The 23,530-nt window shown below is 68.2% G+C and carries 19 protein-coding genes and 1 pseudogene; 11 read left to right on the plus strand and 9 right to left on the minus strand.

Annotated features, from left to right (window positions below; genetic code table 11):
* Nucleotides 1–131 precede the first annotated feature (131 nt).
* From ACQP1O_RS03015 to ACQP1O_RS03030, 4 genes and pseudogenes are all read left to right on the plus strand, one after another.
* On the plus strand, nt 132–1,607 hold the full coding sequence (locus ACQP1O_RS03015; protein ID WP_433564391.1) for a cytochrome ubiquinol oxidase subunit I: 1,476 nt from the start codon (nt 132–134) through the stop codon (nt 1,605–1,607).
* 9 nt (nt 1,608–1,616) lie between these two features.
* Nucleotides 1,617–2,666 (plus strand): cytochrome d ubiquinol oxidase subunit II, encoded by a 1,050-nt coding sequence (gene cydB / locus ACQP1O_RS03020; RefSeq protein WP_433564392.1) that lies wholly within the window; start codon nt 1,617–1,619, stop codon nt 2,664–2,666.
* 66 nt (nt 2,667–2,732) lie between these two features.
* Nucleotides 2,733–4,463: pseudogene (cydD, locus tag ACQP1O_RS03025) on the plus strand (thiol reductant ABC exporter subunit CydD); the annotation flags it as partial.
* A gap of 335 nt (nt 4,464–4,798) precedes the next feature.
* Entirely contained in the window at nt 4,799–6,475 is a 1,677-nt protein-coding gene (locus ACQP1O_RS03030) for an ATP-binding cassette domain-containing protein (protein WP_433567566.1), read from the plus strand.
* Between the two features lie 442 nt (nt 6,476–6,917).
* Here the strand turns inward: ACQP1O_RS03030 and ACQP1O_RS03035 are convergent, their stop codons facing one another.
* The 6 genes from ACQP1O_RS03035 to ACQP1O_RS03060 all read right to left on the minus strand — a co-directional run bounded on the left by ACQP1O_RS03035 (nt 6,918) and on the right by ACQP1O_RS03060 (nt 11,228).
* Entirely contained in the window at nt 6,918–7,628 is a 711-nt protein-coding gene (locus ACQP1O_RS03035) for an FABP family protein (protein WP_433567567.1), read from the minus strand.
* A 289-nt stretch (nt 7,629–7,917) separates the two neighbouring features.
* The gene (locus ACQP1O_RS03040; RefSeq protein ID WP_433564393.1) at nt 7,918–8,223 is read right to left on the minus strand and encodes a DUF1416 domain-containing protein; all 306 of its coding nucleotides are present in this window, start codon (nt 8,221–8,223) and stop codon (nt 7,918–7,920) included.
* 6 nt (nt 8,224–8,229) lie between these two features.
* Nucleotides 8,230–9,063: a sulfurtransferase gene (locus tag ACQP1O_RS03045; RefSeq protein ID WP_433564394.1), complete on the minus strand. Its 834-nt coding sequence runs from the start codon at nt 9,061–9,063 to the stop codon at nt 8,230–8,232.
* 69 nt (nt 9,064–9,132) lie between these two features.
* Nucleotides 9,133–9,642, minus strand: a complete 510-nt coding sequence (locus ACQP1O_RS03050) for a DUF4395 domain-containing protein (RefSeq protein ID WP_433564395.1) — start codon at nt 9,640–9,642, stop codon at nt 9,133–9,135.
* Nucleotides 9,643–9,897: 255 nt separating this feature from the next.
* A complete protein-coding gene (locus ACQP1O_RS03055; protein ID WP_433564396.1) occupies nt 9,898–10,356 on the minus strand; it encodes a thioredoxin family protein in 459 nt (152 codons plus the stop codon).
* On the minus strand, nt 10,353–11,228 hold the full coding sequence (locus tag ACQP1O_RS03060; protein ID WP_433564397.1) for an LmeA family phospholipid-binding protein: 876 nt from the start codon (nt 11,226–11,228) through the stop codon (nt 10,353–10,355). The genes ACQP1O_RS03055 and ACQP1O_RS03060 overlap by 4 nt, the downstream gene beginning before the upstream one ends.
* A gap of 308 nt (nt 11,229–11,536) precedes the next feature.
* On the opposite strand from ACQP1O_RS03060, the gene ACQP1O_RS03065 reads away from it, so the two are divergent.
* The 7 genes from ACQP1O_RS03065 (at nt 11,537) to ACQP1O_RS03095 (ending at nt 19,113) form a co-directional block, all read left to right on the plus strand.
* Nucleotides 11,537–12,292, plus strand: a complete 756-nt coding sequence (locus ACQP1O_RS03065) for a winged helix-turn-helix transcriptional regulator (protein WP_040854884.1) — start codon at nt 11,537–11,539, stop codon at nt 12,290–12,292.
* Nucleotides 12,292–13,188 carry a mycothiol synthase gene (gene mshD / locus ACQP1O_RS03070; protein ID WP_433564398.1) on the plus strand — a complete coding sequence of 299 codons (897 nt, stop codon included), beginning with the start codon at nt 12,292–12,294 and terminating at the stop codon, nt 13,186–13,188. The genes ACQP1O_RS03065 and mshD overlap by 1 nt, the downstream gene beginning before the upstream one ends.
* 230 nt (nt 13,189–13,418) lie before the next feature.
* A complete protein-coding gene (pstS, locus tag ACQP1O_RS03075; RefSeq protein ID WP_433564399.1) occupies nt 13,419–14,537 on the plus strand; it encodes a phosphate ABC transporter substrate-binding protein PstS in 1,119 nt (372 codons plus the stop codon).
* Between the two features lie 114 nt (nt 14,538–14,651).
* The gene (gene pstC, locus ACQP1O_RS03080) at nt 14,652–15,623 is read left to right on the plus strand and encodes a phosphate ABC transporter permease subunit PstC (protein WP_433564400.1); all 972 of its coding nucleotides are present in this window, start codon (nt 14,652–14,654) and stop codon (nt 15,621–15,623) included.
* Entirely contained in the window at nt 15,620–16,519 is a 900-nt protein-coding gene (pstA, locus tag ACQP1O_RS03085) for a phosphate ABC transporter permease PstA (RefSeq protein ID WP_354830962.1), read from the plus strand. Before pstC ends, pstA begins: the two co-directional genes overlap by 4 nt.
* A gap of 12 nt (nt 16,520–16,531) precedes the next feature.
* Nucleotides 16,532–17,308: a phosphate ABC transporter ATP-binding protein PstB gene (gene pstB / locus ACQP1O_RS03090; RefSeq protein WP_040854892.1), complete on the plus strand. Its 777-nt coding sequence runs from the start codon at nt 16,532–16,534 to the stop codon at nt 17,306–17,308.
* 188 nt (nt 17,309–17,496) lie between these two features.
* Complete coding sequence (locus tag ACQP1O_RS03095) at nt 17,497–19,113, plus strand: MFS transporter (RefSeq protein ID WP_433564401.1); 1,617 nt, start codon at nt 17,497–17,499, stop codon at nt 19,111–19,113.
* Nucleotides 19,114–19,170: 57 nt separating this feature from the next.
* Here ACQP1O_RS03095 and phoU read toward each other — a convergent pair whose 3' ends face one another.
* The 3 genes from phoU to dusB all read right to left on the minus strand — a co-directional run bounded on the left by phoU (nt 19,171) and on the right by dusB (nt 23,519).
* Complete coding sequence (phoU, locus tag ACQP1O_RS03100) at nt 19,171–19,842, minus strand: phosphate signaling complex protein PhoU (RefSeq protein ID WP_354830957.1); 672 nt, start codon at nt 19,840–19,842, stop codon at nt 19,171–19,173.
* 110 nt (nt 19,843–19,952) lie between these two features.
* Nucleotides 19,953–22,106, minus strand: a complete 2,154-nt coding sequence (locus ACQP1O_RS03105) for an LCP family protein (RefSeq protein WP_433564402.1) — start codon at nt 22,104–22,106, stop codon at nt 19,953–19,955.
* Nucleotides 22,107–22,370: 264 nt separating this feature from the next.
* Nucleotides 22,371–23,519 (minus strand): tRNA dihydrouridine synthase DusB, encoded by a 1,149-nt coding sequence (gene dusB, locus ACQP1O_RS03110; RefSeq protein ID WP_379435788.1) that lies wholly within the window; start codon nt 23,517–23,519, stop codon nt 22,371–22,373.
* Between the last annotated feature and the right edge of the window lie 11 nt (nt 23,520–23,530).

The following is a 23,530-nucleotide window of genomic DNA, read 5'->3' on the forward strand; positions in this document are numbered from 1 at the left end:
TGGGATTCGTCGCGGTGTCCATCACATTCCGGCAAATATCCGGCACGCTGTGGTGAGGCATACGTTGATCTGAGCTCCCATGGGCGTAATGTCTGGTACTACGTCATGTCGTAGATCGGCAGGGAGGTCGGATGAGCGTCGTAGATCTGGCGCGCTGGCAATTCGGAATTACCACCGTCTATCACTTCATCCTGGTGCCGCTCACCATCGGCCTCGCTCCGCTCGTCGCGGGTATGCAGACCGCCTGGGTGATCACCGGTAAGGAGCATTGGCTCAGGCTCACAAAGTTTTTCGGCAAGCTGTTCCTGATCAACTTCGCCCTCGGCGTCGCCACCGGCATCGTGCAGGAATTCCAGTTCGGCATGGGCTGGAGCGAGTACTCCCGCTTCGTCGGCGACGTGTTCGGCGCCCCGCTGGCCATGGAGGCGCTGGTCGCCTTCTTCATGGAATCGACCTTCCTGGGCCTGTGGATCTTCGGCTGGACCCGGCTGCCGCGGAAAGTGCACCTGGCCTGCATCTGGCTGGTCGCCATCGGCACCAATGCCTCCGCGTACTTCATCATCGCGGCCAACTCGTTCATGCAGCACCCGGTCGGGGCGAAGTACAACCCGGAGACCGGCCGCGCCGAACTGCACAGCATCTGGGAGGTGCTGACCAACAACACCACCCTCGCCGCCTTCCCGCACGTGGTGGCCGGATCCTTCCTCACCGCAGGCACTTTCGTCGCGGGCATCTCCGGATGGTGGATGGTGCGCAATGCGCGCAAGGGCAAGGCCGAGAGCAGCGACGCGCCGATCGAGGAGGCCCGCACCATGTGGCGGCCGAGCGCGCGCCTGGGCCTGTACGTGATCCTGGTCGCCTCGGTCGCCCTCATCTTCACCGGTGACATCCAGGGCAAGCTCATGTTCAAGCAGCAGCCCATGAAGATGGCCTCGGCGGAATCGCTGTGCCACACCGAGACCGACCCCGACTTCTCGGTCCTGACGGTCGGAACCCACAACAACTGCGACAGCGTCGACCACCTCATCGAGGTGCCCTACGTGCTGCCGTGGCTGGCCACCGGCGACTTCACCGGCGTCACCCTGAAGGGCGTCAAGGACCTGCAGGTCGAGTACAACCAGAAGTACGGCATCGGCGACTACCGGCCCAACCTGTTCGTGACCTACTGGTCCTTCCGCGCCATGATCGGCTTCATGGCCGGCCCGATTCTGTTGGCGCTGGCCGGATTCTGGGTCACCCGCCGCGGCCGGGTACCGGATCAGCCCTGGTACAAATGGCTTTCGCTGCTCGCCATCGTCACCCCCTACCTGGGCAATATCTCCGGCTGGGTGTTCACCGAGATGGGCCGTCAGCCCTGGGTGGTCGCACCCAACCCGACCGGCGACCAGCACATCCGGATGACGGTGCAGCAGGGCGTCTCCGGGGTATCGGCGGGCACGGTGCTCACCTCGCTGATCGTCTTCACGGCGCTCTACGGACTGCTGGCCATCGCGTGGTTCTACCTGATGCGCCGCTACGTGAACGCCGGACCCGAGAAGGCGTCCACCGGTGCGGGTACCCCGAAGATGACCGGGGAGCCCGTCGAGAAGCTTTCCTTCGCCTACTAGGAGCCGAGGATGAGTCTCCCAGAATTCTGGTTTCTCCTGATCGCGGTGCTGTTCACCGGCTATTTCGTGCTGGAGGGCTTCGACTTCGGCGTCGGCATGCTGATGCCGATCATCGGTCGCGGCGACGAGCAGAAGAAGCGGACCGTGCTCAACACCATCGGCCCGGTGTGGGACGGCAACGAGGTGTGGCTGCTCACCGGCGGCGGCGCCATGTTCGCCGCCTTCCCGGAGTGGTACGCCAGCCTGTTCTCCGGGTTCTACCTGGCGCTGCTGCTCATCCTGGTCGGGCTGATCGCGCGGGCCTGCGCCATCGAATGGCGCGGCAAGATCAACGATCCGCGCTGGCGCACCTGGTGTGACGTCGGCATCGCGCTCGGGTCGTGGATTCCGGCGCTGGCCTGGGGTCTGGCCTTCGCGAACATCGTGCGCGGCGTGCAGCTCAACGAGCACCGGCACATCGAGGGCACGCTCCTCGATCTTCTGAACCCGTACGGCATCCTCGGCGGGCTGACCACACTGCTGCTGTTCCTGCTGCACGGCGCGATGTTCATCGGCCTGAAGACCGGCAGCGAAGTGCGCGACGACGCCCAGCGCATCATCCGGCTGCTCTACGCGCCGACCGCGGTCGTGGTGGTGGCCTTCGGCCTCTGGACCCAGCTCGCCCACGGCAAGGGCTGGACCTGGGTTCCCTTGGTACTGGCCGTGATCGGCCTGATGCTGGCGGGTCTCGCCGCCACCCGGGACCGCGACGGCTGGGGCTTCACCGGGACCGCGATCACCATCGCGTCGGCGACGGTGCTGCTGTTCGGGTCGCTGTTCCCCTATGTGCTGCCGTCCACCATCAATGACGCGTTCAGCCTCACGGTCGACGGGCGCGGCGGCACCGTGGCGGCGTCCTCGACCCACTACACGCTGGTGGTGATGAGCTGGGTCGCGGTGGCCCTGGTGCCGATCGTGCTGATCTACCAGGCTTGGACGTACTGGGTGTTCCGCAAGCGGCTCACCGTGGAGCAGATCCCGGCCTCGATCGGGCTGCCCATGGAATCCGCGAAGAGCTGAACGGAGCGGGCGCGCCGAACCCGGTGTCCGCGGGTCCGGCGCGCCCGTTCGCAGAGGAGATCGACCATGGCACGACCGGTGGACCCGCGACTGTGGCGGCACGCCCGCTCCGCCCGCAGCTATCTCGGGCTGAGCGTGGGGCTGTCGCTGGTCACCACGGGGTGCATCGTCGTCGCGGCGCTCGCGCTGGCGCGGATGCTCGCCGGGGTCATCACCGAACCGGACCAGCGCCGCATCGGTTCCTGGACCGTCGAACTGGTGATCTTCGCGGTCGCGGTCGGATGCCGGGCGGCCGCCACCTGGTGGCAGTCGCGGCTGGCGCACCGGGCGGGGGCGCAGGTGGTCGCCGAACTCGAGACCGCCGCACTGGCAGCCGGGGCCCAGCTCCCGCCGCGGGAACTGGAGAGCCGCCGTACCGAACTCGCGGTCGTGGTCGGCTCCGGATTGAGCGGGCTGCGCGCCTACCTCGCGGGCTACCTGCCCGCCCTGCTGCTGGCGATGCTCGTCCCACCGGTGGTGCTGGCCGTGATCGCGGTGCACGACTGGGTCTCCGGCCTGATCATCTTCGTCACCCTGCCGCTGATCCCGATCTTCATGATCCTCATCGGCCTGCTCACCCAGGGGAAATCCGCCGGTACCCTGGCCGCCACCACCCGGCTCTCCGACCAGCTCCTCGACCTCTTCGCGGGCATGCCGACCCTGCGCGCCCTCGGCCGCGAGACGGGACGCGCGGACAGCGGTGGGGGAGAGGGCGATTCGCCGCGCAGCATGGCGGGCCGGGTCCGCGAGCTCGGCGATGTGCTGCACCGCCGGACCATGTCGGCGCTGCGCCTGGCCTTCCTGTCCTCCATGGTCCTGGAAATGCTCGCCACCCTGTGCGTGGCCCTGGTCGCGGTCTCCATCGGCATGCGGCTGGTGTTCGGCCACATGGGCCTGTACGCGGGCCTGCTCGCCCTCATCCTCGCCCCCGAGGTCTACCTCCCGCTACGCGCCGTCGGCGAACGCTTCCACGCCGCCCAGGACGGCATGGCCGCCGCCGACAAGGCTTTCGCCATCCTCGAGCCGGACACCGCACCCGCCGCCGACTCCGACGCGAACACCGATGCGGCATCCGCCGCGCCGACGCCCGTGCCGGCCGGACCCGACCACCGGAACCTGAACGGCCACATCGACATCCGCGAACTCACGGTGCGATCCCGCGACGGATGCGCACCCGAAGGGCTGTCCGCCGCCCTCCGGCCGGGCACGGTCACCGTCCTCACCGGCCCTAACGGCTGCGGCAAATCGACCGCGCTGCAGGCCATCCTGGGACTGCTCACCCCGGACTCCGGAAGCGTTCTCGTCGACGGCGTCCCCGTCTCAGACCTGGACCCCGACCACTGGTGGTCCCACATCGCCTGGCTGCCCCAGCGCCCCGTCCTCGTCCCCGGCACCCTCCGCGCCAACCTCGAACTCCTGGGCCCGCCATCCGGCCCCGACCAGGTCGACGCCGCTTGTGCCGCAACCGGTTTCGACGCCGTCCTGGCCACCCTCCCGTCCCGCTGGGACACCGTGCTCGGCACCGGCGGCATCGGCCTCTCCCTGGGCCAGCGCCAGCGCCTCGCCCTCACCCGCACCCTCGCCGCCCCACGCTCGATCCTGCTCCTGGACGAACCCACCGCCCACCTCGACGACGCCTCCGAGACAACGGTTCTCGCGGCCCTGACCGCCCGCGCCCGCGCCGGAGCCACCGTCGTCCTGGTCGCCCACCGCCCCTCGGTGCTCGCCATCGCCGACCACGTGGTCGAAGTCCGGGCCACTACCCCTGCACAGTCCGAGTATGAACCCGCACAGGCGGATACGACGGCGGCCGCCCCACGGCAATCACAGGCCGTGACGGACTCGGACGCCGAGCCTGGCGGGAGCAGCGCGCAGGGGTCTGCCGACGCCTCCGGAGTCGGTCTCGACGGGTCAGCGGCCGCTCCCGAGTCGGGCGCCTTCGAACCCACGCCCGAAACCGGTGCCGCCGAGACGGTATCGGGTCCCGGAACGGATCCGAGTCCCCGCCGGGCGGACGGGGGCGCACTCGGCCGAGCCGGGAGCGGCGCGAGCGGGAGCGCGGGTGCGGTGAGCTCGATGGAGGTGTGGGCGTGATGAGGGCGGTACTGGCCGATTTCCGGCGGATTCGGGAGCTGCTCGAGCTGTCGCGGGGACGGATGGCGCTGTCGGTGGGGTGGGGGGTGCTGGCGCTCGGGAGCGGGCTCGGGCTGGCGGCATTGGCGGCGTGGCTGATTGCGCGGGCGTGGCAGATGCCGCCGGTGCTGGATCTGAGCATTGCCGTGGTGACCGTTCGGGCGCTGGGCATTTCGCGGGGGCTGTGCCGGTATCTCGAGAGGCTGGCCACTCACGATGTGGCGTTGCGGTCCATGAGCACCGCGCGGACCACGACCTATCGGACGCTGGCGGGTGCGGACATCTGGCGGCTGCGGCGGACCGGATCGGCGGACGGCGATGCCTCCGGTCCGGAGGGCGCGGAAGACGAAGCCCGGCAGGGGGATCCGACGAATCTGCGGCGCGGTGAGCTGCTCGGCCGGGTCATGAGCGATATCGACGATCTCGGGGCCGTGGTGGTGCGCGCGTTCGTGCCGATCGCGGTGGCTCTGATCCTGTCGCTGCTGGCGGTCGGGCTGCTGGCGAGTATCTCGGTGCTAGCGGCGGTGATTCTGGCGGTGGCGCTGGCCGTTTCGGGCATCATCGCGCCGTGGCTGTCGGCGCGCGCGGCCCGGGAGGCGGAGCTCGCGGTGCGGACCGATCGCACCGAGTTCACCGCCGAGGCGCTGACCGTGCTGGATCACGCGCCCGAATTGCGGGTGGCGGGCCGACTTTCCGAGGCGGTCGGCGCGGCCGCCGCGGCGGGGCAGCGGGCGGTCGCGGCGGAGGATCGAGCGGCGGCGCGCAGCGCGTGGGCCGCGGCGGTGCTGCCGCTGTCCATCGGGGCGAGCGTGCTGGGCGCGTTGCTCCTCGGAATCGTGCTGTACGGCAGCGGTTCCCCCATACCGACCGCGGGCTTCCAGACCGTCCCGCCGGGCGGCATCACCCCGATGGCGTTCACGGTGCTGGTCCTGGTGCCGCTGTCCGCCTTCGAGGCCGTGGCGGTGCTCCCCGCCGCCGCGCAGGCCCTCACCACCGGCCGCGCCGCCCTGCACCGCCTGGATCGGCTCGAGCACGGCGAATCCGAGGCTCCCGCACCGAATTTCCCCGCGCTGCCGTCCGGCCGCCGGATCGCCGTGGTCGGTCCGAGCGGCGCGGGCAAGACCACACTGCTGATGTCCTGGGCCGGGCTCTTCGAGACGCCGCGACCGGGCGTCACCTTCTTCGCCGAGGACGCGCACCTGTTCGGTACCACCGTGCTGGAGAACCTGCGCGTGGCCCGCGGTGACATCACCCCGGGCGAGGCCGAATCCGCTCTGCGCGCGGTCGGGGCCGGCGACTGGCTGGACTCCCTCCCCGACGGCGTCGAGACCGACCTGGTCGGCGGCGCGGCCGCGGTCTCGGGTGGTCAGCGCCGGCGCCTCCTGCTGGCCCGCGCCCTGCTCGCCCCGGCCCGCGTACTGCTGCTCGACGAACCCACCGAGCACCTGGAGGCCGACGCCGGGGCCGAGCTGCTGCGCCGCCTGCTCGACGAATCCAGCGGCCTGGTGGAGCGCGACCGCACCGTGGTCGTCGTCACCCACCAGCTGCCGCCGGACACGAAGGCGGACACCATCGTTCGCGTCGAGCCGGGCGGCACCGTCGCCGTCGATCGACTTATTCCCACAACGCGGGCCTGACCTGCGATTTCGCAATCCGAGAAAATACGTTGCCGCTTCTGTCTCACGCGACTAATTTCGTCGGTACACAGGAAGGAGGTGGTTCGAGAATGATTTCTGGGACGCGTGAGGTGGCTGCCGGCTAGGCGCTACCGCTGCAATCGGATTCCGATCGCGCGAGCCCTCGCGAATCCAAGGCAGTCACCCGGCCCCCGAGTTACGGTCCGTCCGACCGGATCAGCGTGAAAAGTTGCATCTCCGCTGATACAACTCGGGGGCCGTACCTGTTTCGTACCAAGCCGACCGGCTGCCGTGCACACAGTTCCGCGACTCGGCGACTGATCTCGTGAGGGCCGGGGGTAACTCCTGGGGTACCCCCGAAATCGGTTCGGTACCCAACGTAGGCACGGAAACCCCAACGCCGACGGCTCCCAGCCGCCCGCTGAAGTCTCGGGGAGGCGGGCTAGCCGATGTACCGCTGTAGGCGGGCCGAGAGTCGCGGCTCCAGTGCACCGTCGGCGGCGATGCGCTCCTCGACGTAGCCCAGGTCGCCGCCCTCGACAATGCCGTAGAGCCGCTTCGCGCCGCCCACCACGATGCCGGACTGGCTGCGGATCACCACGTCGGTGGCCAGCTCCCAGGAGGACTGGGTGAGCGCCTGGCCGTAGAACAGCTCGACAATGCCGGTGGAGTGGGTGAGCAGCAGCTCCAGCACCTCGTCGTCACCGTCGATGCCGACCCGCCAGAAACCGCTCTCCCGCAGATCCGGGCCCCCGTATTCGCCGTGGGCGTCCAGCTTCCAGGAGCGTGCCTCCCAGGTCAGGTAGTCGCCGCCGTCGTGCGAGACGATGATCTGCTGACCGAAGCGGTAGTCGCCGGTCTCGAAATCATTGCCCTCGCCCTCACCGCGCCATACGCCGACCAGTGGCAGCAGCGCGAGCATGGAGGAACTCAGATCCGGGCCCAGCCGCAGGTTCGCGGTATCGACGGGTAACGGCAGATCGGGGAGCGTCGGAACGTTCAGTGCCCCGGTCGACTTGGCACGCTCGGCCGCGTCCGCGACCGCCTGGTCGCCGCTGCGCCGGGGGGCGGCAGCATCAGCGGGCTTCGCGCCCTGGTCGTGGCGAACGGTCGGCGTCGACGACGACGAACCGTTGGCCACTCCGTTTTCGATGTTCTCGTGGGCCGGATCTGTCACGACTCGGTGAACAGCCGGTAGAGGACGTACAGACCGAACCAGGCGATCAGCACGGAGACGAGAACCAGCAGAATCTCGAAGGTAAGCACCACGTCTGGGAGTCTAATCGCACCGGCGAGGTCAGATGAAAACGACCCCGGGAAAATCCGCCGCACACCCCGGAACGTCCTGTGGTGAGGACGAGAACGGCCCCGGGATCATGAATCCCGGGGCCGTTCTTGGTGTTTCGTCTAGTTCGACACCGCGTCTAGTTCGACACCGCGTCCTACTTGGCGACGGAGACGTCCACGTTGTGGATGCCGGCGCCCTCCGGCGACACCTCGGCGGTGCCGTTGCCGGACGCGGACAGCGCGCGCAGGGTCCACGTGCCCGGCGCCGCGAAGAAGCGGAAGTCGCCGGTGCCCGAGGCCACGACCTCGGCGGTGAAGTCGCCGTTGCCGTCCAGCAGGCGGACGAACGCGCCACCGACGGTCTGGCCGTCAGCGGTCAGGACGCGGCCGGTGATGACCGTCTCCTTCTCGACGTCGACATTGGCGGGCAGGGCCTGGCCCTGGGTAGGTGCTGCACACATAGGTAATTACGCTCCCAACTCGATCGGTGCACCGACGAGGGACCCGTACTCGGTCCAGGACCCGTCGTAGTTCTTGACGTTCTGGTGGCCCAGCAGCTCCTGCAGCACGAACCAGGTGTGCGAGGAACGCTCACCGATGCGGCAGTAGGCGATGGTCAGCTTGTCGCCGTCCAGCCCGGCCTCCTTGTAGATCTCCGCCAGCTCGGCGTCGCTCTTGAAGGTGCCGTCCTCGTTCGCGGCCTTGGACCACGGCACGTTGATGGCGGTCGGGATGTGGCCCGGACGCTGCGACTGCTCCTGCGGCAGGTGCGCGGGAGCTAGGATCTTGCCCGAGAACTCGTCGGGGGAGCGCACGTCGACCAGGTTCTTGGCGCCGATGGCTTCGATGACCTCGTCGCGGAAGGCGCGGATGGACAGGTCCTGCGCGGCGGCCTTGTACTCGGTGGCAGCGCGGTCCTTGACCTCCTTGGTCAGCTCGCGGCCGTCCAGCTCCCACTTCTTGCGGCCGCCGTCGAGCAGCTTGACGTCCTGGTGGCCGTACAGCTTGAAGTACCAGTAGGCGTAGGCCGCGAACCAGTTGTTGTTGCCGCCGTACAGCACCACGGTGTCGTCGTTGGCGATGCCACGCTCGGACAGCAGGGCAGAGAACTGCTCCTGGCTCACGAAGTCGCGGCGAACCTGGTCCTGCAGGTCCTTCTTCCAGTCGAGACGCACGGCGCCCTCGATGTGTCCCAGGTCGTAGGCCGAGGTGTCTTCGTCGACCTCGACGAGGACGACGCCCGGGGTGTTGAGGTTCTCTTCGACCCAGTCTGCGGAGACCAGGACATCGGAGCGAGCCATGTTGTTCCTTTCGATGCGGTGCCGGTTCAGGCGTTGCGTTCGTGTGGTTGAGGGATGGACGGTCAGGGGCTAGACAGAGGAGTTCACGGAGCTGGTCGAGGTCGAGACGGTGCTGCCCGGGGCCGAGTGGAACCGCGCGACCAGCGGATAGATCTTGCAGCCCAGGCAGATTCCGAAGGCCGCGTTGAGGAAGGCTGCGAACAGCGCGAATCCGGTGAAGATCGCGCCCGCCACGGGGCTGCCGGCCGCGAAGCCCAGCACGCCCAGCACCGCGAAGGCCAGACCGACCAACTGCGCGAACCGAAGCGGCGCAACGGGTTCCAGCTCGGTCGGCGCACCGATGCGCGGGGCGACCGCGGCGGCGTAGAGCCGGCCGTACGGGCTCCGGCGCGGACCGTAGGCCGCACCCAGGCCGAACACGATGGCCTGCAGCGCCAGCAGCACGGTGGCGGCGGGAACCGAGACGGCGGCGAGAATCAGAACGAGGGCGAGCACCGCGGTGGTGATCCAGGCGGCGAAGCGGGGGCCGCGGACATCCACCTGCCCGGCGGGCGGTGTGCTCGGATGAGGGTTCGACATGGGAGTACTCCTGCGCTGAAGGTGTATTGGCCAGATCGCCGGAGGATCGAAACGATCTCTCGACAGCGGGACAAATCCGGTCGGCGACAGAGGAATACGAAAGGCCGACCGGCTAGCGGCACAGGCAGCAACAACCACCGAGCCGGCACAGGTCTACCGTGCGGCGTCGGGTGAGCATCAGCTCGCGGTTGGATTGCACGAGAGGCAGTTTACCCAATTTTCGGGGGAAATTGGACCCGGGGTCCGTAATGCTGATCACTCAGCCGAGCCGGCGACCGTTAAAGGGGCCAATGACGTGCGCAGATCCGCCGCTTTCGGAACGCCGGAGATACGGAAGCGTTCCAATCCTCGAGAATCCAATCCGAAAGTGGTGGGCAGCGAGAGCACGTTCAGCTCGCGCGCCAGCTCCGGATAGGCGTCGATGTCGACCTCGAGATCCAGCGGCGGCAGCTCGGCCGACTCCAGCTCGCCGACCACCGACGCGACCACCCGGCGCACCGCCGCGCACGGGCCGCACCAGTCGGCCGAGAAGTGCAGCACGGTGGGCCGTTCCGGGACCACGCCGGCCGCGGCCAGCAGCGCGGCCCGATTCGATTCGGGCTCGGGCGGATTCGCCGCCGCGGCGGCGCGCACGCGACCCTCGTTGCGGCGCACCAGGATTCCCACACCGGTCGCCAGGACCAGCATGACCACCAGGATCTCGATCGCGATCATTGCTTCTGCAACCTGTCCAGGTCGACGGTCGCATCGCGGCCGGAGCCCTCCACCACGATCTGCCCGCCGCTGGCCTGGACCCGGGTCGGGACGATGCCGAACGGCATGTTCTTGGTGTCGATGGTGCGGGTGAAGCGGGCCAGCACCGCGGGCCGGTCCTGCTCGGGGATGACGACCCGGTCCTGGTCGGGAAGCACCGAATCGGTGTCGGCCTGTAGATCCCGGCCCGAGATGGCGGTGGCGGTGATCCGCACCTCGTCTCCCTCCAGCCGCAGATCGGCCAGCACGTGCACCTTCTTCTTCGTCACCTTCTCGCCGCCGTCGCCGCGCGGATCGGTGACCGCCGCGGTGTCGGCGTCCGGACCGACCGGCACGGTGCCCTCCAGGATGATGGTGCCCCCATTGGTCGTGGGGACACTGCCGGAACCACCGGAGCCGCCGGACTTGTCGGTGGGCGGGCCGAAGACCTGGAGGTCCGGAATCTTGAACAGCCGGCCCAGCTCGGTCGGCTCGATGCGCATGCGGGCCTGTACCTCGTCCACCGGGACCCGGCCCACATTGCCGTCGATGAGATTGCGCATCGACAGGTGCACGCCCGTCAGATTGGCCTCGACCGTGATCCGGCCGGGAATGTCCGGGCGCATGGCGCGGGCGCGGACATCGATGTTTCCGTACTGGCCGTCCAGCGCCTGGGCGACGAAGGGGTGCCGCAGCGACTCGTGGATGGTGATCTCCGGATCGGCGCTCAGGTCCGAACCGGTCCGCAGGAGTCGCGAGACCCGGTACTCGGAATACGCCGCTACCCCGAAATCGAGTAGGACGGTCAGCCCTGCCAGGCAGAGCAGTCCGATGAGCAACCTCCGGAAACGCATAGCTGCACCCTAATAGGGAAGGCATTCGTGTCAGCGGCGTAGTCACCGCACCGACCACATGCGGAGTGAACGCTGGTAGTTCGCGGCGCGTCTCGTTCTGGACCGAGCGGAGTGGAGGAACGAAGCGGGGGAGCGGAGGGAGGGAAGAACGAGACTTTCAGCGCCGCGAACCCCGCCCGGAGCGGAGCGAAAGGCAGATCCAGCACCGGACACGCTAATGTAGGCAGCGATTACCTGTGATGACCTGCATGAGGTAGTGGCGGACAGTGCGGTAGCCACACACATGCCAGATGGGATGGAGGGCCCCCATGGAGCTGCTCCTGCTGACCTCCGACCCCAACCCCGAGTCGGTGTTGCCGTCCCTGGCGTTGCTGCCGCACCACGTGCGACCCGCGCCGACCGAGGTGGCATCGCTGCTCGAGGCGGGTTCCGCCGATGTGGCGCTGGTCGATGCCCGCACCGATCTGGCCGCCGCGCGCGGACTGTGCCGTTTGCTGGGCAGCACCGGATCGTCGGTGCCGGTGGTGGCCGTGCTGACCGAGGGCGGTCTGGTCGCGGTGAACGCGGACTGGGGACTCGACGACATCCTGCTGCCCGGCACCGGGCCCGCCGAACTCGACGCCCGGCTGCGCCTGCTGGTGGCCCGCAACGGCGGGGTCGCCAGCCCGGAGAACACCGGCAAGATCACCCTCGGCGAGCTGGTGATCGACGAGGGCACCTACACCGCGCGGCTGCGCGGCCGCCCGCTCGACCTGACCTACAAGGAGTTCGAACTCCTCAAATACCTGGCGCAGCACGCCGGCCGGGTCTTCACCCGCGCCCAGCTGCTGCAGGAGGTCTGGGGCTACGACTTCTTCGGCGGCACCCGCACCGTGGACGTGCACGTGCGACGCCTGCGCGCCAAGCTGGGCAGTGAATACGAGTCGCTGATCGGCACGGTCCGCAATGTCGGCTACAAGGCGGTGCGCCCGGCGCGCACGGCCGGCAAGGGCGACGCGGTCACCTTCCCCGACTCCGACGGCACCGACGACTCCGAACTGACCACGGCGAACGGCGCTCTCTGATGGCCTCCTGGACCGACCGCCTGCCCGCCGAGACCGCCGCGCAGGTGCGGGCGGTCCTGGAGCGCGCCACCGCCGCCGACGGTGTGGCACCGGTATCCGAACAAGCGGTGCTGTCGCTCGGAAATGATTCGCCCGCACGACATCTGGTGGACATCCGCGACGGCGCGGTCGCCGGGTACGCGAATCTGGTTCCGGCCCATGACGAACATCCGGCCATGGCGGAGGTCGCCGTCGATCCGGCGGCCCGCGGGAACGGGATCGGCGCAGGTCTGGTGGCCGCCGCACTGGCCGCGGGCGGGCCGGGAGCGCGGGTCTGGGCGCATGGTGACCTGCCGCCCGCGCGGGCGGTGGCGGCTCGTTTGGGCCTGTCCGTTTCGCGTGAATTATGGCAAATGCGAAGAGAATTGGCTAATTCGGAGCTACCGGAATTGGCGGTGCCCGACGGACTTGAATTGCGCACCTACGCAGGGCCTTCCGATGATGCCGAACTGCTGCGCGTGAACAGTGCCGCCTTCTCCTGGCATCCCGAACAGGGCGGCTGGACCGAGCGCGACATCGACGCCCGCCGCGCCGAATCCTGGTTCGATCCCAAAGGTCTTTTCATCGCCGTGGATCCGGCGCGGCCGGACCGCATCCTCGGATTCCACTGGACCAAGGTGCATTCCGATGAGACCCCGCCGATCGGTGAGGTCTACGTGGTCGGCATCGACCCCGATGCGCAGGGGCGCGGCCTCGGCCGGCTGCTGACCCTGGCGGGTCTGCACTATCTGCGCGACCGCGGTCTCGGCGCGGTGCTGCTCTACACCGAGGGTGACAACACCGCGGCCGTCCACACCTACACGCGGCTCGGTTTCACCCGATTCCACATCGACGTCGCCTACTCGAGCGGGTCCTGAAATCCCTTCGGCAACAATGCGGCTAATGTCACATCCGGTGTGCCGCAAAGAGGGTGGGTTGTTCATCTCTCGTTCACCTGTGCTGGTCCAACTGTCAACCAGGTGCCCTTACGTTGCAAGTGGGCCGCAGACCGCTGCCCGGTGCGCTAGTTCGCAGCGAACAGCCGCCAGATCGCGCCCGTCCGACCGTTGAGGGGTTGGACGTGCAATCGTGATTCCCGGAGGAATAGGTGAATCTCAAGCGCAGCAGCGCCCTGCTCGGTGTGTTGGCCGCGGCCGGTGCCCTGACTCTGTCCGCGTGTGGCAGTGACAACAACAGCACCGCCAACGGCGCCGCCAAGATCGACGTCGCGTGTGGCGGCAAGTCGTCGCTGAAGGCCAGCGGCTCGACCGCCCAGAAGAACGCGATGGACCGCTTCGTCGCCGCCTACCAGGCGAACTGCAGCGGTGCCAAGCTGGACTACACCGGCTCGGGCTCCGGCGCCGGTGTGAACGAATTCATCGGCAACCAGACCGATTTCGCCGGTTCGGACTCGCCGCTGTCCGCCGAGAAGGGCGAGACCGACAAGGCCGCCGCCCGCTGCGGCAGCCCGGCCTGGAACCTGCCGGCCGTGTTCGGCCCGATCGCCGTCGCCTACAACATCCCCGGCATGGACGACCTGGTCCTGGACCCGCCGACCCTCGCCAAGATCTTCTCCGGTGACATCACCACCTGGAACGACCCGCAGATCAAGGCCCTGAACACCAACAAGGCCGACAAGCTGCCGTCGGACAAGATCGGCGTGATCTTCCGCTCCGACGAGTCGGGCACCACCGACAACTTCCAGAAGTACCTGACCGCCGCCGGTGGCTACACCAAGGGCGCGGGCAAGGCCTTCAACGGTGGCGTCGGTGAGGGCGCCAAGGGTTCGGACGGCACCTCGGGCGCGGTCGCGAACACCAAGTTCACCATCACCTACACCGAGTGGTCCTTCGCCAAGGCGCAGAAGCTGTCCACCGTGCGCGTGCTGACCACCGCCACCTCCAATGACCCGAAGCCGGTCGAGCTGACCACCGAGTCCGCGGGCAAGGCCGTCGACGCCGCCAAGGTCGCCGGTCAGGGCAACGACCTGGTGCTGGACAACAGCTCGATCTACAAGCCCACCACCGCGGGCGCGTACCCGATCATGCTGGCCACCTACGAGATCGTCTGCTCGAAGTACAGCGACGCCGACACCTCCAAGGCCGTCAAGGCGTTCCTGACCTCGGCGGTCGGCAACGGCCAGACCGGTCTCGCCGACGCCGGCTACGTGCCGCTGCCGGACGCGTTCAAGACCAAGCTGACGACCGCGATCAACGCCATTCAGTGATCGACTGATCGAAAAACCACGATGACCGTGCACGACGAAGCTGCATCCTCGGGTCTGTCCGTTTCGACCGACCCGAGGGATGACCGTGCCCAACTGCCGGGGGATACTGCGCTGATGCCGACCGAACCCAGCACCAAACCGGCCGCGGGGCGCGGCGCACCCACGAAGTTCGGCGCGGAGTTCGCGTTCCGCTCGGCGGCCACGGCCGCCGGCGGGATCATCGTCGCCGCCATCGCCCTGATCGCACTGTTCCTGCTGATCCGGGCGTGGCCTTCGATCATGGCGAACAAGGCGAACTTCTTCACCACCACCGAGTTCAACGTCAAGGACGAGAACAACCTGCGCTTCGGCATCAAGGACCTGATCATGGTCACGGTGCTGAGCTCGGTGTTCGCGCTGGCGATCGCCGTGCCGATCGGTGTGGGCATCGCGCTGTTCCTGACGCAGTATTCGCCGAAGGCGCTCGCGCGGCCGTTCTCGATCATCGTGGATCTGCTGGCGGCCGTGCCGTCGATCGTGTTCGGTCTCTGGGGTCTCCTGGTCGTGGCCCCCAAGCTGGGGCCCTTCCAGGATTTCCTGAACAAGAATCTGAGCTGGCTGTTCCTGTTCTCCGACGGCAATGTCAGCATCGCCGGTGGCGGCACCATCTTCACCGCCGGTGTGGTGCTGGCGGTGATGATCCTGCCGATCATCACCTCCGTCAGCCGTGAGGTCTTCGGCCTCACCCCGCGCTCGCAGATCGAGGCGGCGCAGGCGCTGGGCGCCACCAAGTGGGAAGTGGTGCGCCTGACCGTGCTGCCGTTCGGCCGCTCGGGCGTCATCGCCGGTTCCATGCTCGGCCTGGGTCGCGCGCTCGGTGAGACCATCGCGGTCCTGATCGTGCTGCGCACCTCGACCAAGGCCGGCCACTGGTCGCTGTTCGACGGCGGCTACACCTTCGCTTCCAAGATCGCCTCGGCCGCTTCGGAATTCAGCTCGAAGCTGCCGACCGGCGCCTACATCGCCGCCGGTTTCGTGTTGTTCGCTCTGACGTTCGTCGTCAACGCACTGGCTCGGCTGGCGGCCGGCGGGAAGGTCAACGGATGACCACCACACTCGACAAGCCGATCAAGGCGCCGACCTTCCGGCATGTCAGCGTCGCCCGCCGGCTCAAGAACAATGTCGCCACGGGCCTGGTCTGGCTGTGCTTCGGCCTGGCCCTGGTGCCGCTGCTCTGGGTGCTGTACGTGGTGATCCAGAAGGGCGCGAAGGCCGTCGCCAATATCGACTGGTGGACCAAGTCGCAGAACGGTGTGCTGCCCGATCAGCACGCCGGCGGTGTCTACCACGCCATCTACGGCACCATCGTGCAGTCGGGCATCGCCGCGATCATCGCGGTGCCGCTCGGCATCATGGCCGCCGTCTTCCTGGTCGAGTACGGCCGGGGCTGGCTGGCCAAGACCACCACCTTCATGGTGGACATCCTGGCCGGTGTGCCCTCGATCGTGGCCGCGCTGTTCATCTTCGCGCTGTGGATCGCCACCTTCGGCAACCCGCAGAGCGCCTTCGCGGTGTCGCTGGCCCTGGTGCTGCTCATGCTGCCGGTGGTGGTGCGCAGCACCGAGGAGATGCTCAAGCTGGTTCCGGACGAATTGCGGGAAGCCTCTTACGCTCTCGGCATTCCGAAGTGGAAAACCATTGTGCGGATCGTGATTCCGACCGCCGCGCCGGGCATGATCTCGGGCATGTTGCTGGCCGTCGCCCGCGTCATGGGTGAGACCGCGCCGGTGCTGGTGCTGGTGGGTTATTCGAAGGCCATCAACTTCGATGTCTTCAACGGCAATATGGCCTCGCTTCCGCTGCTGATGTACCAGGAGCTGTCGAATCCGGAGCCCGCCGGCCGCGAGCGCATCTGGGGTGCGGCGCTGACCCTGATCCTGATCATCGCGCTGCTGTACCTCGCCGCCGCGGCGGTCAACAAGCTGCTGACGCGGAACCGATAGAAGGAAAGACTGATGGCCAAGCGAATTGACGTCAAAGACCTCAATATCTACTACGGCAAGTTCCACGCGGTCGCCAATGTCGGGCTGACGGTGCTGCCGCGCAGCGTGACCGCGTTCATCGGTCCGTCCGGTTGTGGCAAGTCGACCGTGCTGCGCGCGCTCAACCGCATGCACGAGGTGACCCCGGAGGCCCGCGTCGAGGGCGCGGTGCTGCTCGACGGCGAGGACATCTACGGCGCCCAGGTCGATCCGGTCGGCGTGCGTCGCACCATCGGTATGGTGTTCCAGCGGCCGAACCCGTTCCCCACCATGTCGATTCGCGACAATGTGGTGGCGGGCCTGAAGCTGCAGGGCATTCGCAACAAGTCCCAGCTGGACGAGGTGGCCGAGCAGTCGCTGCGCGGCGCCAACCTCTGGAACGAGGTCAAGGACCGCCTCGACAAGCCGGGCGGCGGCCTGTCCGGTGGTCAGCAGCAGCGTCTGTGCATCGCCCGCGCCATCGCGGTGTCGCCGGACGTGCTGCTCATGGACGAGCCGTGTTCGGCGCTGGACCCCATCTCCACGCTCGCGATCGAGGATCTGATCACCGAGCTGAAGAAGGAGTTCACCATCGTCATCGTCACCCACAACATGCAGCAGGCCGCGCGTGTGAGTGACCAGACCGCCTTCTTCAATCTGGAGGCGCAGGGCAAGCCGGGCAAGCTCATCGAGATCGACGAGACGGAGAAGATCTTCTCCAACCCTTCGCAGAAGCAGACCGAGGACTACATCTCGGGTCGCTTCGGCTGACAAGCAGACTTTCCGGCGTTCACGGCCCCTGCCATCTGGCAGGGGCCGTTCCGTTTGTGCAGGTGGGGCCGTGTAAGCGGTCGCTGTGTGGCGTCGGTCATATGGTCTGCCGGTGATTGTGTGCAACCGTTCGTAACAGCTAGTCTGACCCCGTTGGTAAACCGATCGGTTTAGTAAGGAGGTATCGGATGACCGTCTCAACGGCGAGCCCGGTATCCGGACAGGCCGCGGCGGAACTGCCGCAGCGGGCCAAGGTGGCGGCCCTGATCGCCATCTGTCTGGCGGAATTGCTCGTGGTCCTGGACAACACACTGGTCAATGTGGCCCTGCCGTCCATGGCCGTACAGCTGCAGGCCGACATGAGCGGCCTGCAATGGATCGTGGACGCGTTCACTCTGGCCTTCTCCGGCCTGCTGCTCGCCATGGGACACCTCGGCGACCGGTTCGGACGACGGCTGTTCATGATCATCGGACTCAGCGGCGTCGCGGTCATGTCCGCCGCCGGCGCACTCTCCTCCGGCCTCGGACAGGTCATCGCGGCGCGCGCCGGTATGGGCGTGTTCGCGGCCGTGGTCTTCCCGGCCACGCTGGCGCTCATCACCAATATCTTCACCGCGGCCCGCGAACGCGCCGCCGCCATCGCGCTGTGGACGGCTATGGCCGGCATCGCCGTCGCCATCGGCCCGACCGTCGGCGGCTGGCTGCTCGAATACTTCTCCTGGCACTCGGTGTTCTGGATCAACGTCCCCGTGGCGCTGGTGGGTATCGGGGCGGTGCTGGCCACCGTGCCGGAATCCCGGGCCGACCACGTGGACCGGCTCGATCGCATCGGCATCCTGCTGTCCCTGGCCGGGGTGACCGCGCTGGTGTGGTCCATCATCGAGGCGCCCAAGCACGGCTGGTTCGCGACCGAAAGCCTTGCGGGCTACCTGCTTTCGATCGCCCTGCTGGCCGCGTTCGTGGGCTGGGAGCTGCGGGTGCCCGCGCCGGTGCTGAACATGCGGCTGTTCCGCAATCGCCGCTTCGCGCTGCCGTCGCTGGCCATCACGGTGTCCTACTTCTCGGCGTTCGGCTTCCTGTTCCTGATCACCCAGTACTTCCAGGGCGTGAAGGAGCTCTCGCCACTCGAATTCGGCATCCACTCACTGCCTTTCGCGGTGGCGGTGGGCTTCGGCGCACCCATCGCGACCATGCTGGCGCAGCGGGTGGGCACCACGGCCATGCTGGTGTCCGGGCTGCTGATCCTGGCGGTGGCCATGTACATCGCGGGCCGGACCACCGTCGAAACCCCATATCTGGGACCAGTTGTGGTGTCCATGATCCTGATGGGCCTGGGCTTCGCCGTGGTGCAGGGACCGGCGACCGAATCCATCATGGGCGCGGTGCCGCTGGAGGAGGCGGGGGCGGGCTCGGCGGTCAACGACACCACGCGTGAGGTGGGCGGCGCGCTCGGGGTGGCCCTGCTGGGTTCGATCATGACCTCGGTCTACGCCGGGAAGATCGGCGGCCGGATCGACGCGATTCCCGCGCAGATCATGAACGCACAGCAGAAGGAACTGGCGGGCAATACGCCCATCAGCATCATCGGGATCGTGAAGGCGCCGGTGAATCCGCTGCTGGCGCAGGCGAAGGCAGATCTGATCCATGCCATGAAGGTCGCGGCGATGCAGGGCGCCGAGGCCGCGTCCTATGTCGCGGTCGGCACCCTGGTGGTGTGCGCGGTCATCGTGGCCGCGACGCTCCCGTGGCGCCCCGAACAGGGTCGATCGATCCTGATGGGCTGGCGCGAGTCCGGCGAGGACTGACCCGCACCGAATCGAGGTAGTTCCGGGGCGCGCCCCGGAACTACCTCGATCGCCGTCCTAGATGCTTTCCTTCTCGGAATCCGGGTCGGGCGGCAGCACGCCGGTGACCAGGAACACCACGCGACGCCCGATCTCGACGGCATGGTCGGCGAAACGCTCGTAGTAGCGTCCGAGCAGCGCCACGTCCACGGCCGCCGCCACGCCGAACTGCCAGTCGCGGTCCATGATCAGCGTGAACAGGTGCTTGCGCAGGTCGTCCATCGCCTCGTCGTCGTCGGTGAGCTTGGCGGCCCGCTCGGGATCGCGGGACTCCAGCACCTCCTTGGCGGTGGCGCCCATCTTGACCGCGACCCGGCCCATCTCGGCGAAGTAGCTGTTGACGGCCTCCGGCACGGCGTGCGCCGGGAAGCGCCGCCGGGTCATCTTGGCCACGTGCAGCGCCAGCACGCCCATCCGGTTCACATCGGCGACGATCTGAATCGCACTGACCACCTGCCGCAGATCGCCGGCGACGGGGGCCTGGAGGGCCAGCAGCGCGAAGGCCTTCTCCTCGGCCAGCTGGATCATCTCGGCGATGCGGTCGTATTCGGTGATCACCTGCTCCGCGAGCTCGAGATCGGCGGTGAGCAGGGACTGGGTGGCCCGCTCCATCGCCGATCCGGCGAGCCCGGCCATGCCGCCGAGCAGATCGGCGAGCTCGGCCATTTGTTCGTTGTAGATGACACGCATGACTCAAGACATTAGTGCGCACCGCTGACCAAGTCACCAACTGCGGGTTAACCGTCGGTGCTGGTCGGTTCCAGCGCCGATGCCGCAGTTCCGGCCAGCGGGACGCGCGGTCACTTACACAGGTCGTCGGCGGCGTTGACGTGCTCCAGATCGGACGGAAGTGTGACCGGAGCCGCACTGGGTCCGCCGGAGTCGCTCGGCGTGTCGGGCAGCGCCTGCCCAAAGGCGGTGGGCGCCTTCACGGTGCCGGTGAAATCGGAACCGGCGACCACTTCGACAATGCTGCCCAGCCCGCTCGCCGGTTCCAGGATGGCGCCCGGAATGGCGCTGGCCACCGTCCCGGCCTCGGCCTCGTGGCCGCTGGAGTAGCGGACCTTGGTCCTGGGCGAGGTGCCGTCGGCGTAGTTGCCGGTGCTGTAGATCTGGAAGCCCTGCGCGGCCAGCTTGGTCGCCGTGGTGCTCGCGATGCCCGCCTGGCCGGAGCCGTTGGACACCTGCACCGAGACGGTTCTCGGATCCACGGCCGCCGGCTTGGGCTTGGCCACGGGCGCGGCATTGGCGCTGGGCGGGGGATCGGTCTTCTTCTCGCCGGGCAGCGGCTGGTCGTCGATGACGGCGCGGAAGATGGCCTTGATATCCGATTCGCGCGGGATCTCGTTGCCGTAGGAGGTGGTGCCCGCGGTGGGGACGGTCAGGAAGGTGATGGCCCCGGCCTGCATCTTCTGCATCGAACGGCCCAGTGTCAGCAGGTCTTTGGTGGTGACGTTGTCCATGAAGGAGTGCTTGGCGAAGGCATCGATGAAGCCGTTGAACTTGCCCGGATCGAAGAGCACCTTGCTCGACAGCGCACTGCGCAGCAGCGAGGACAGGAACCGCTGCTGCCGGTTGATGCGGTCGTAGTCGCTGCGCTCCTCCCCGTACACGTGCCGGGCGCGCACGTAGTCCAGTGCGGTGGAGCCGTTCACGACCTGCTTGCCCGGCGTGGTGAGCACGGTGCCGAGGATGTCGTCGACCAGCGGCTTGGTGGTGCACACCTCGACACCGCCGACCACGTTGACCATGGATTCGAAGCCGGAGAAGTCGATGCCGACGAAGTGGTTGATCTTCAGGCCGGACAGTTTGGTGATCACCTTGGTCAGGCACTTGGGCCCGCCGAGGGCGTAGGTGGCGTTGAGCTTGTCGCCGTCGGCGGCGGGGAACTTCTCGCTGCTGTAGGCGGCCTTGTCGTTGTCCCAGCCCTCGCAGACCGGGCGGGAGACGTCCAGATCGCGGGGGAAGGACACGGCGACCACGCGGGACCGGTTGGCGGGGATGTTGACCAGCATGACGGTGTCGGAGCGCGCGCCCTCGGCGTCGTCCACGCTGCCCGCGCCGAGGCTGCCGTTGACGCCCGCGCGGGTGTCGGTGCCGACGATGAGGAAGTTCTCGTCACCGGTCTGGCCGTCGGCGTCGACGACGTCGGGTGAGTTGTCGTCGAGTGCGGAAACCTGCTGGAAAGTGTTGTCCTTGGCGCGGATGTAGCTCCAGCCGGTGCCGGTCACGATGAGCGCGATGACGGCGACGACGGCGAGCGTGGCGCGGCCGGCCAGTTGCAGCCGCCGGTTGCGGCGGCGGCGCGTGCTCGAAACCCATTTGGCCGGAGCGGGTCCCACTGCCGCCGGGAGCGCGGTGGTCGGATAGTCGGCGGGCGAATCGACCTTTCGCGCGAGCAGTGCCCGGGTGCGGGCGGCCGCGCTGGGTGCGGCCGGTGGCGGTGCGGTGTCGGTGACCGGGGGTAGTTCCACGGTGACCGGATCCGCGGTCGGGTCGGCCGGGCGCGCGCCGCGATTGCCGGGTGCGTTCGCGACCCGGCGTAGGTGGCTGGTGTCGCGCACAGTGCGCTGGGACCCGGTGTTCGCCGCGGGCTGCGCGCCGGTCGAGGCCGTTTGCTGTGCGCCGGCGGCGGGCACGGGTGCCTGCGGGGCTGCCGGTTGTGGCGACGCGGGTGCCGAGCCGTTCGGTCCGGGGGTTTCGCGGCTCGCCGCGGCGGCGGGTTCGTTCGGAGTCTTCGGTTCGGCCCGGGGCCGGCGGCGGGCCTGGCGTTCACTGTCCACGCGCTCGACCAGGTCCTGGACCGAAATGGGTGCGGCGGCAGCGGGTTCGGCGTCGTCGGTGTGCCGGGAGCGGCGGCCGGTGCGCGCCGGATCGTCCCCGTCCGCGGGGTGGCGCTCCCAGGGGGCGCGACCTCCGGACCGTGGCGTACGCCCGTACCGATCGTCACCCACCAACGAACCTCACTTTGCTCTTGATGCCGAGGGCCATGATAACGATTTCGCCACGACGAACCACTCGAACGTATGTCCACCGCAGGTGGGGCCGGTTTTTCCGCTTTGTCGGGTATGTCGCACACCCGGGTAGGCACACTTCGCAAAGTGTGCCAGGGCGTCGCCACGACGCCCGGGAGCTGCGCCGGGCGGTGATCGGATCGAACTCGAAACGGGGAGCGATCAGCCGCCGCCGTAGGTGTCTCAGCCGCCGCCGTAGGTGTCTCAGCCGCCGCTGTGCATGACGTCGGCCGCGGTGGGCACGGTCGCGTCCTCGGGATCGTCGAGCCAGCCGTCGGGGAGGGCCACCTTGGTCTGCGGGGAACCCTGGCGTCCGCGCGGGCCGAGCGCGTCGGCCGGGAACGGTACGTCCGGTTCCAGCTGCCCGACCAGATCCGCGATCTGCGCCAGGCTGGTCACGGTGGCGAACTGCCGGCGCAGCGCCGACCCCACCGGGAAGCCCATCAGGTACCAGGCCATGTGCTTGCGGATATCGCGCATGGCCTTGTCCTCGCCGTCGTGCTCGACGAGCAGCGCGGCGTGCCGGTAGAGGATCTCGCCGACCTTGCCGAGGGTCGGGCCCTCCGGAATCGGCTCGCCGCGCAGAGCGGCGCTCAGCTCCGCGAACAGCCAGGGCCGGCCCAGGCAGCCGCGACCCACGACCACGCCGTCGCAGCCGGTCTCGGCCATCATGCGCAGGGCGTCGTCGGCGGTGAAGATATCGCCGTTGCCCAGCACCGGGATGCTGGTCACGGTCTCCTTGAGCCGGGCGATGGCGGACCAGTCCGCCTGCCCGGAGTACAGCTGCGCGGCCGTGCGGGCGTGCAGCGAAACCGCCGCGGCGCCTTCGGCTTCGGCGATGCGGCCGGTGTCGAGGTAGGTGTGGTGCTCGTCGTCGATGCCGATGCGGAACTTGAAGGTGACCGGCACATCGCCTGCGGCCGCGACCATTTCGCGCACGATCTCGCGGAACAGCCGTCGCTTGTAGGGCAGCGCCGACCCGCCGCCGAGGCGGGTGACCTTGCGCACCGGGCAGCCCAGGTTCATGTCGATGTGGTCGGCCCAGCCTTCGCCGACGACGATGCGCACCGCCTCGCCCAGGGTCTTGGGGTCGACGCCGTAGAGCTGCATGGACCGCGGCGACTCGTCCGGCCCGAAGGCCATCATGTTCAGCGTCTTCTCGTTGCGTTCCACGATGGCCCGCGCGGTGATCATCTCGCAGACGTACAGCGAAGTGGCGCTGCCGAATTCGCGGCACAGGGTGCGGAAGGCGACATTGGTGATGCCCGCCATCGGGGCCAGCACGACCGGCGGATCGAGCGGGTAGGGCCCGATCCGCAGCTCGGTCTTGGGGGCTTCGAGCGAGGCAGTCACATCGCCCAGTC

It is taken from the genome of Nocardia sp. CA-151230 (genome assembly GCF_050942175.1).
GTDB lineage: Bacteria > Actinomycetota > Actinomycetes > Mycobacteriales > Mycobacteriaceae > Nocardia.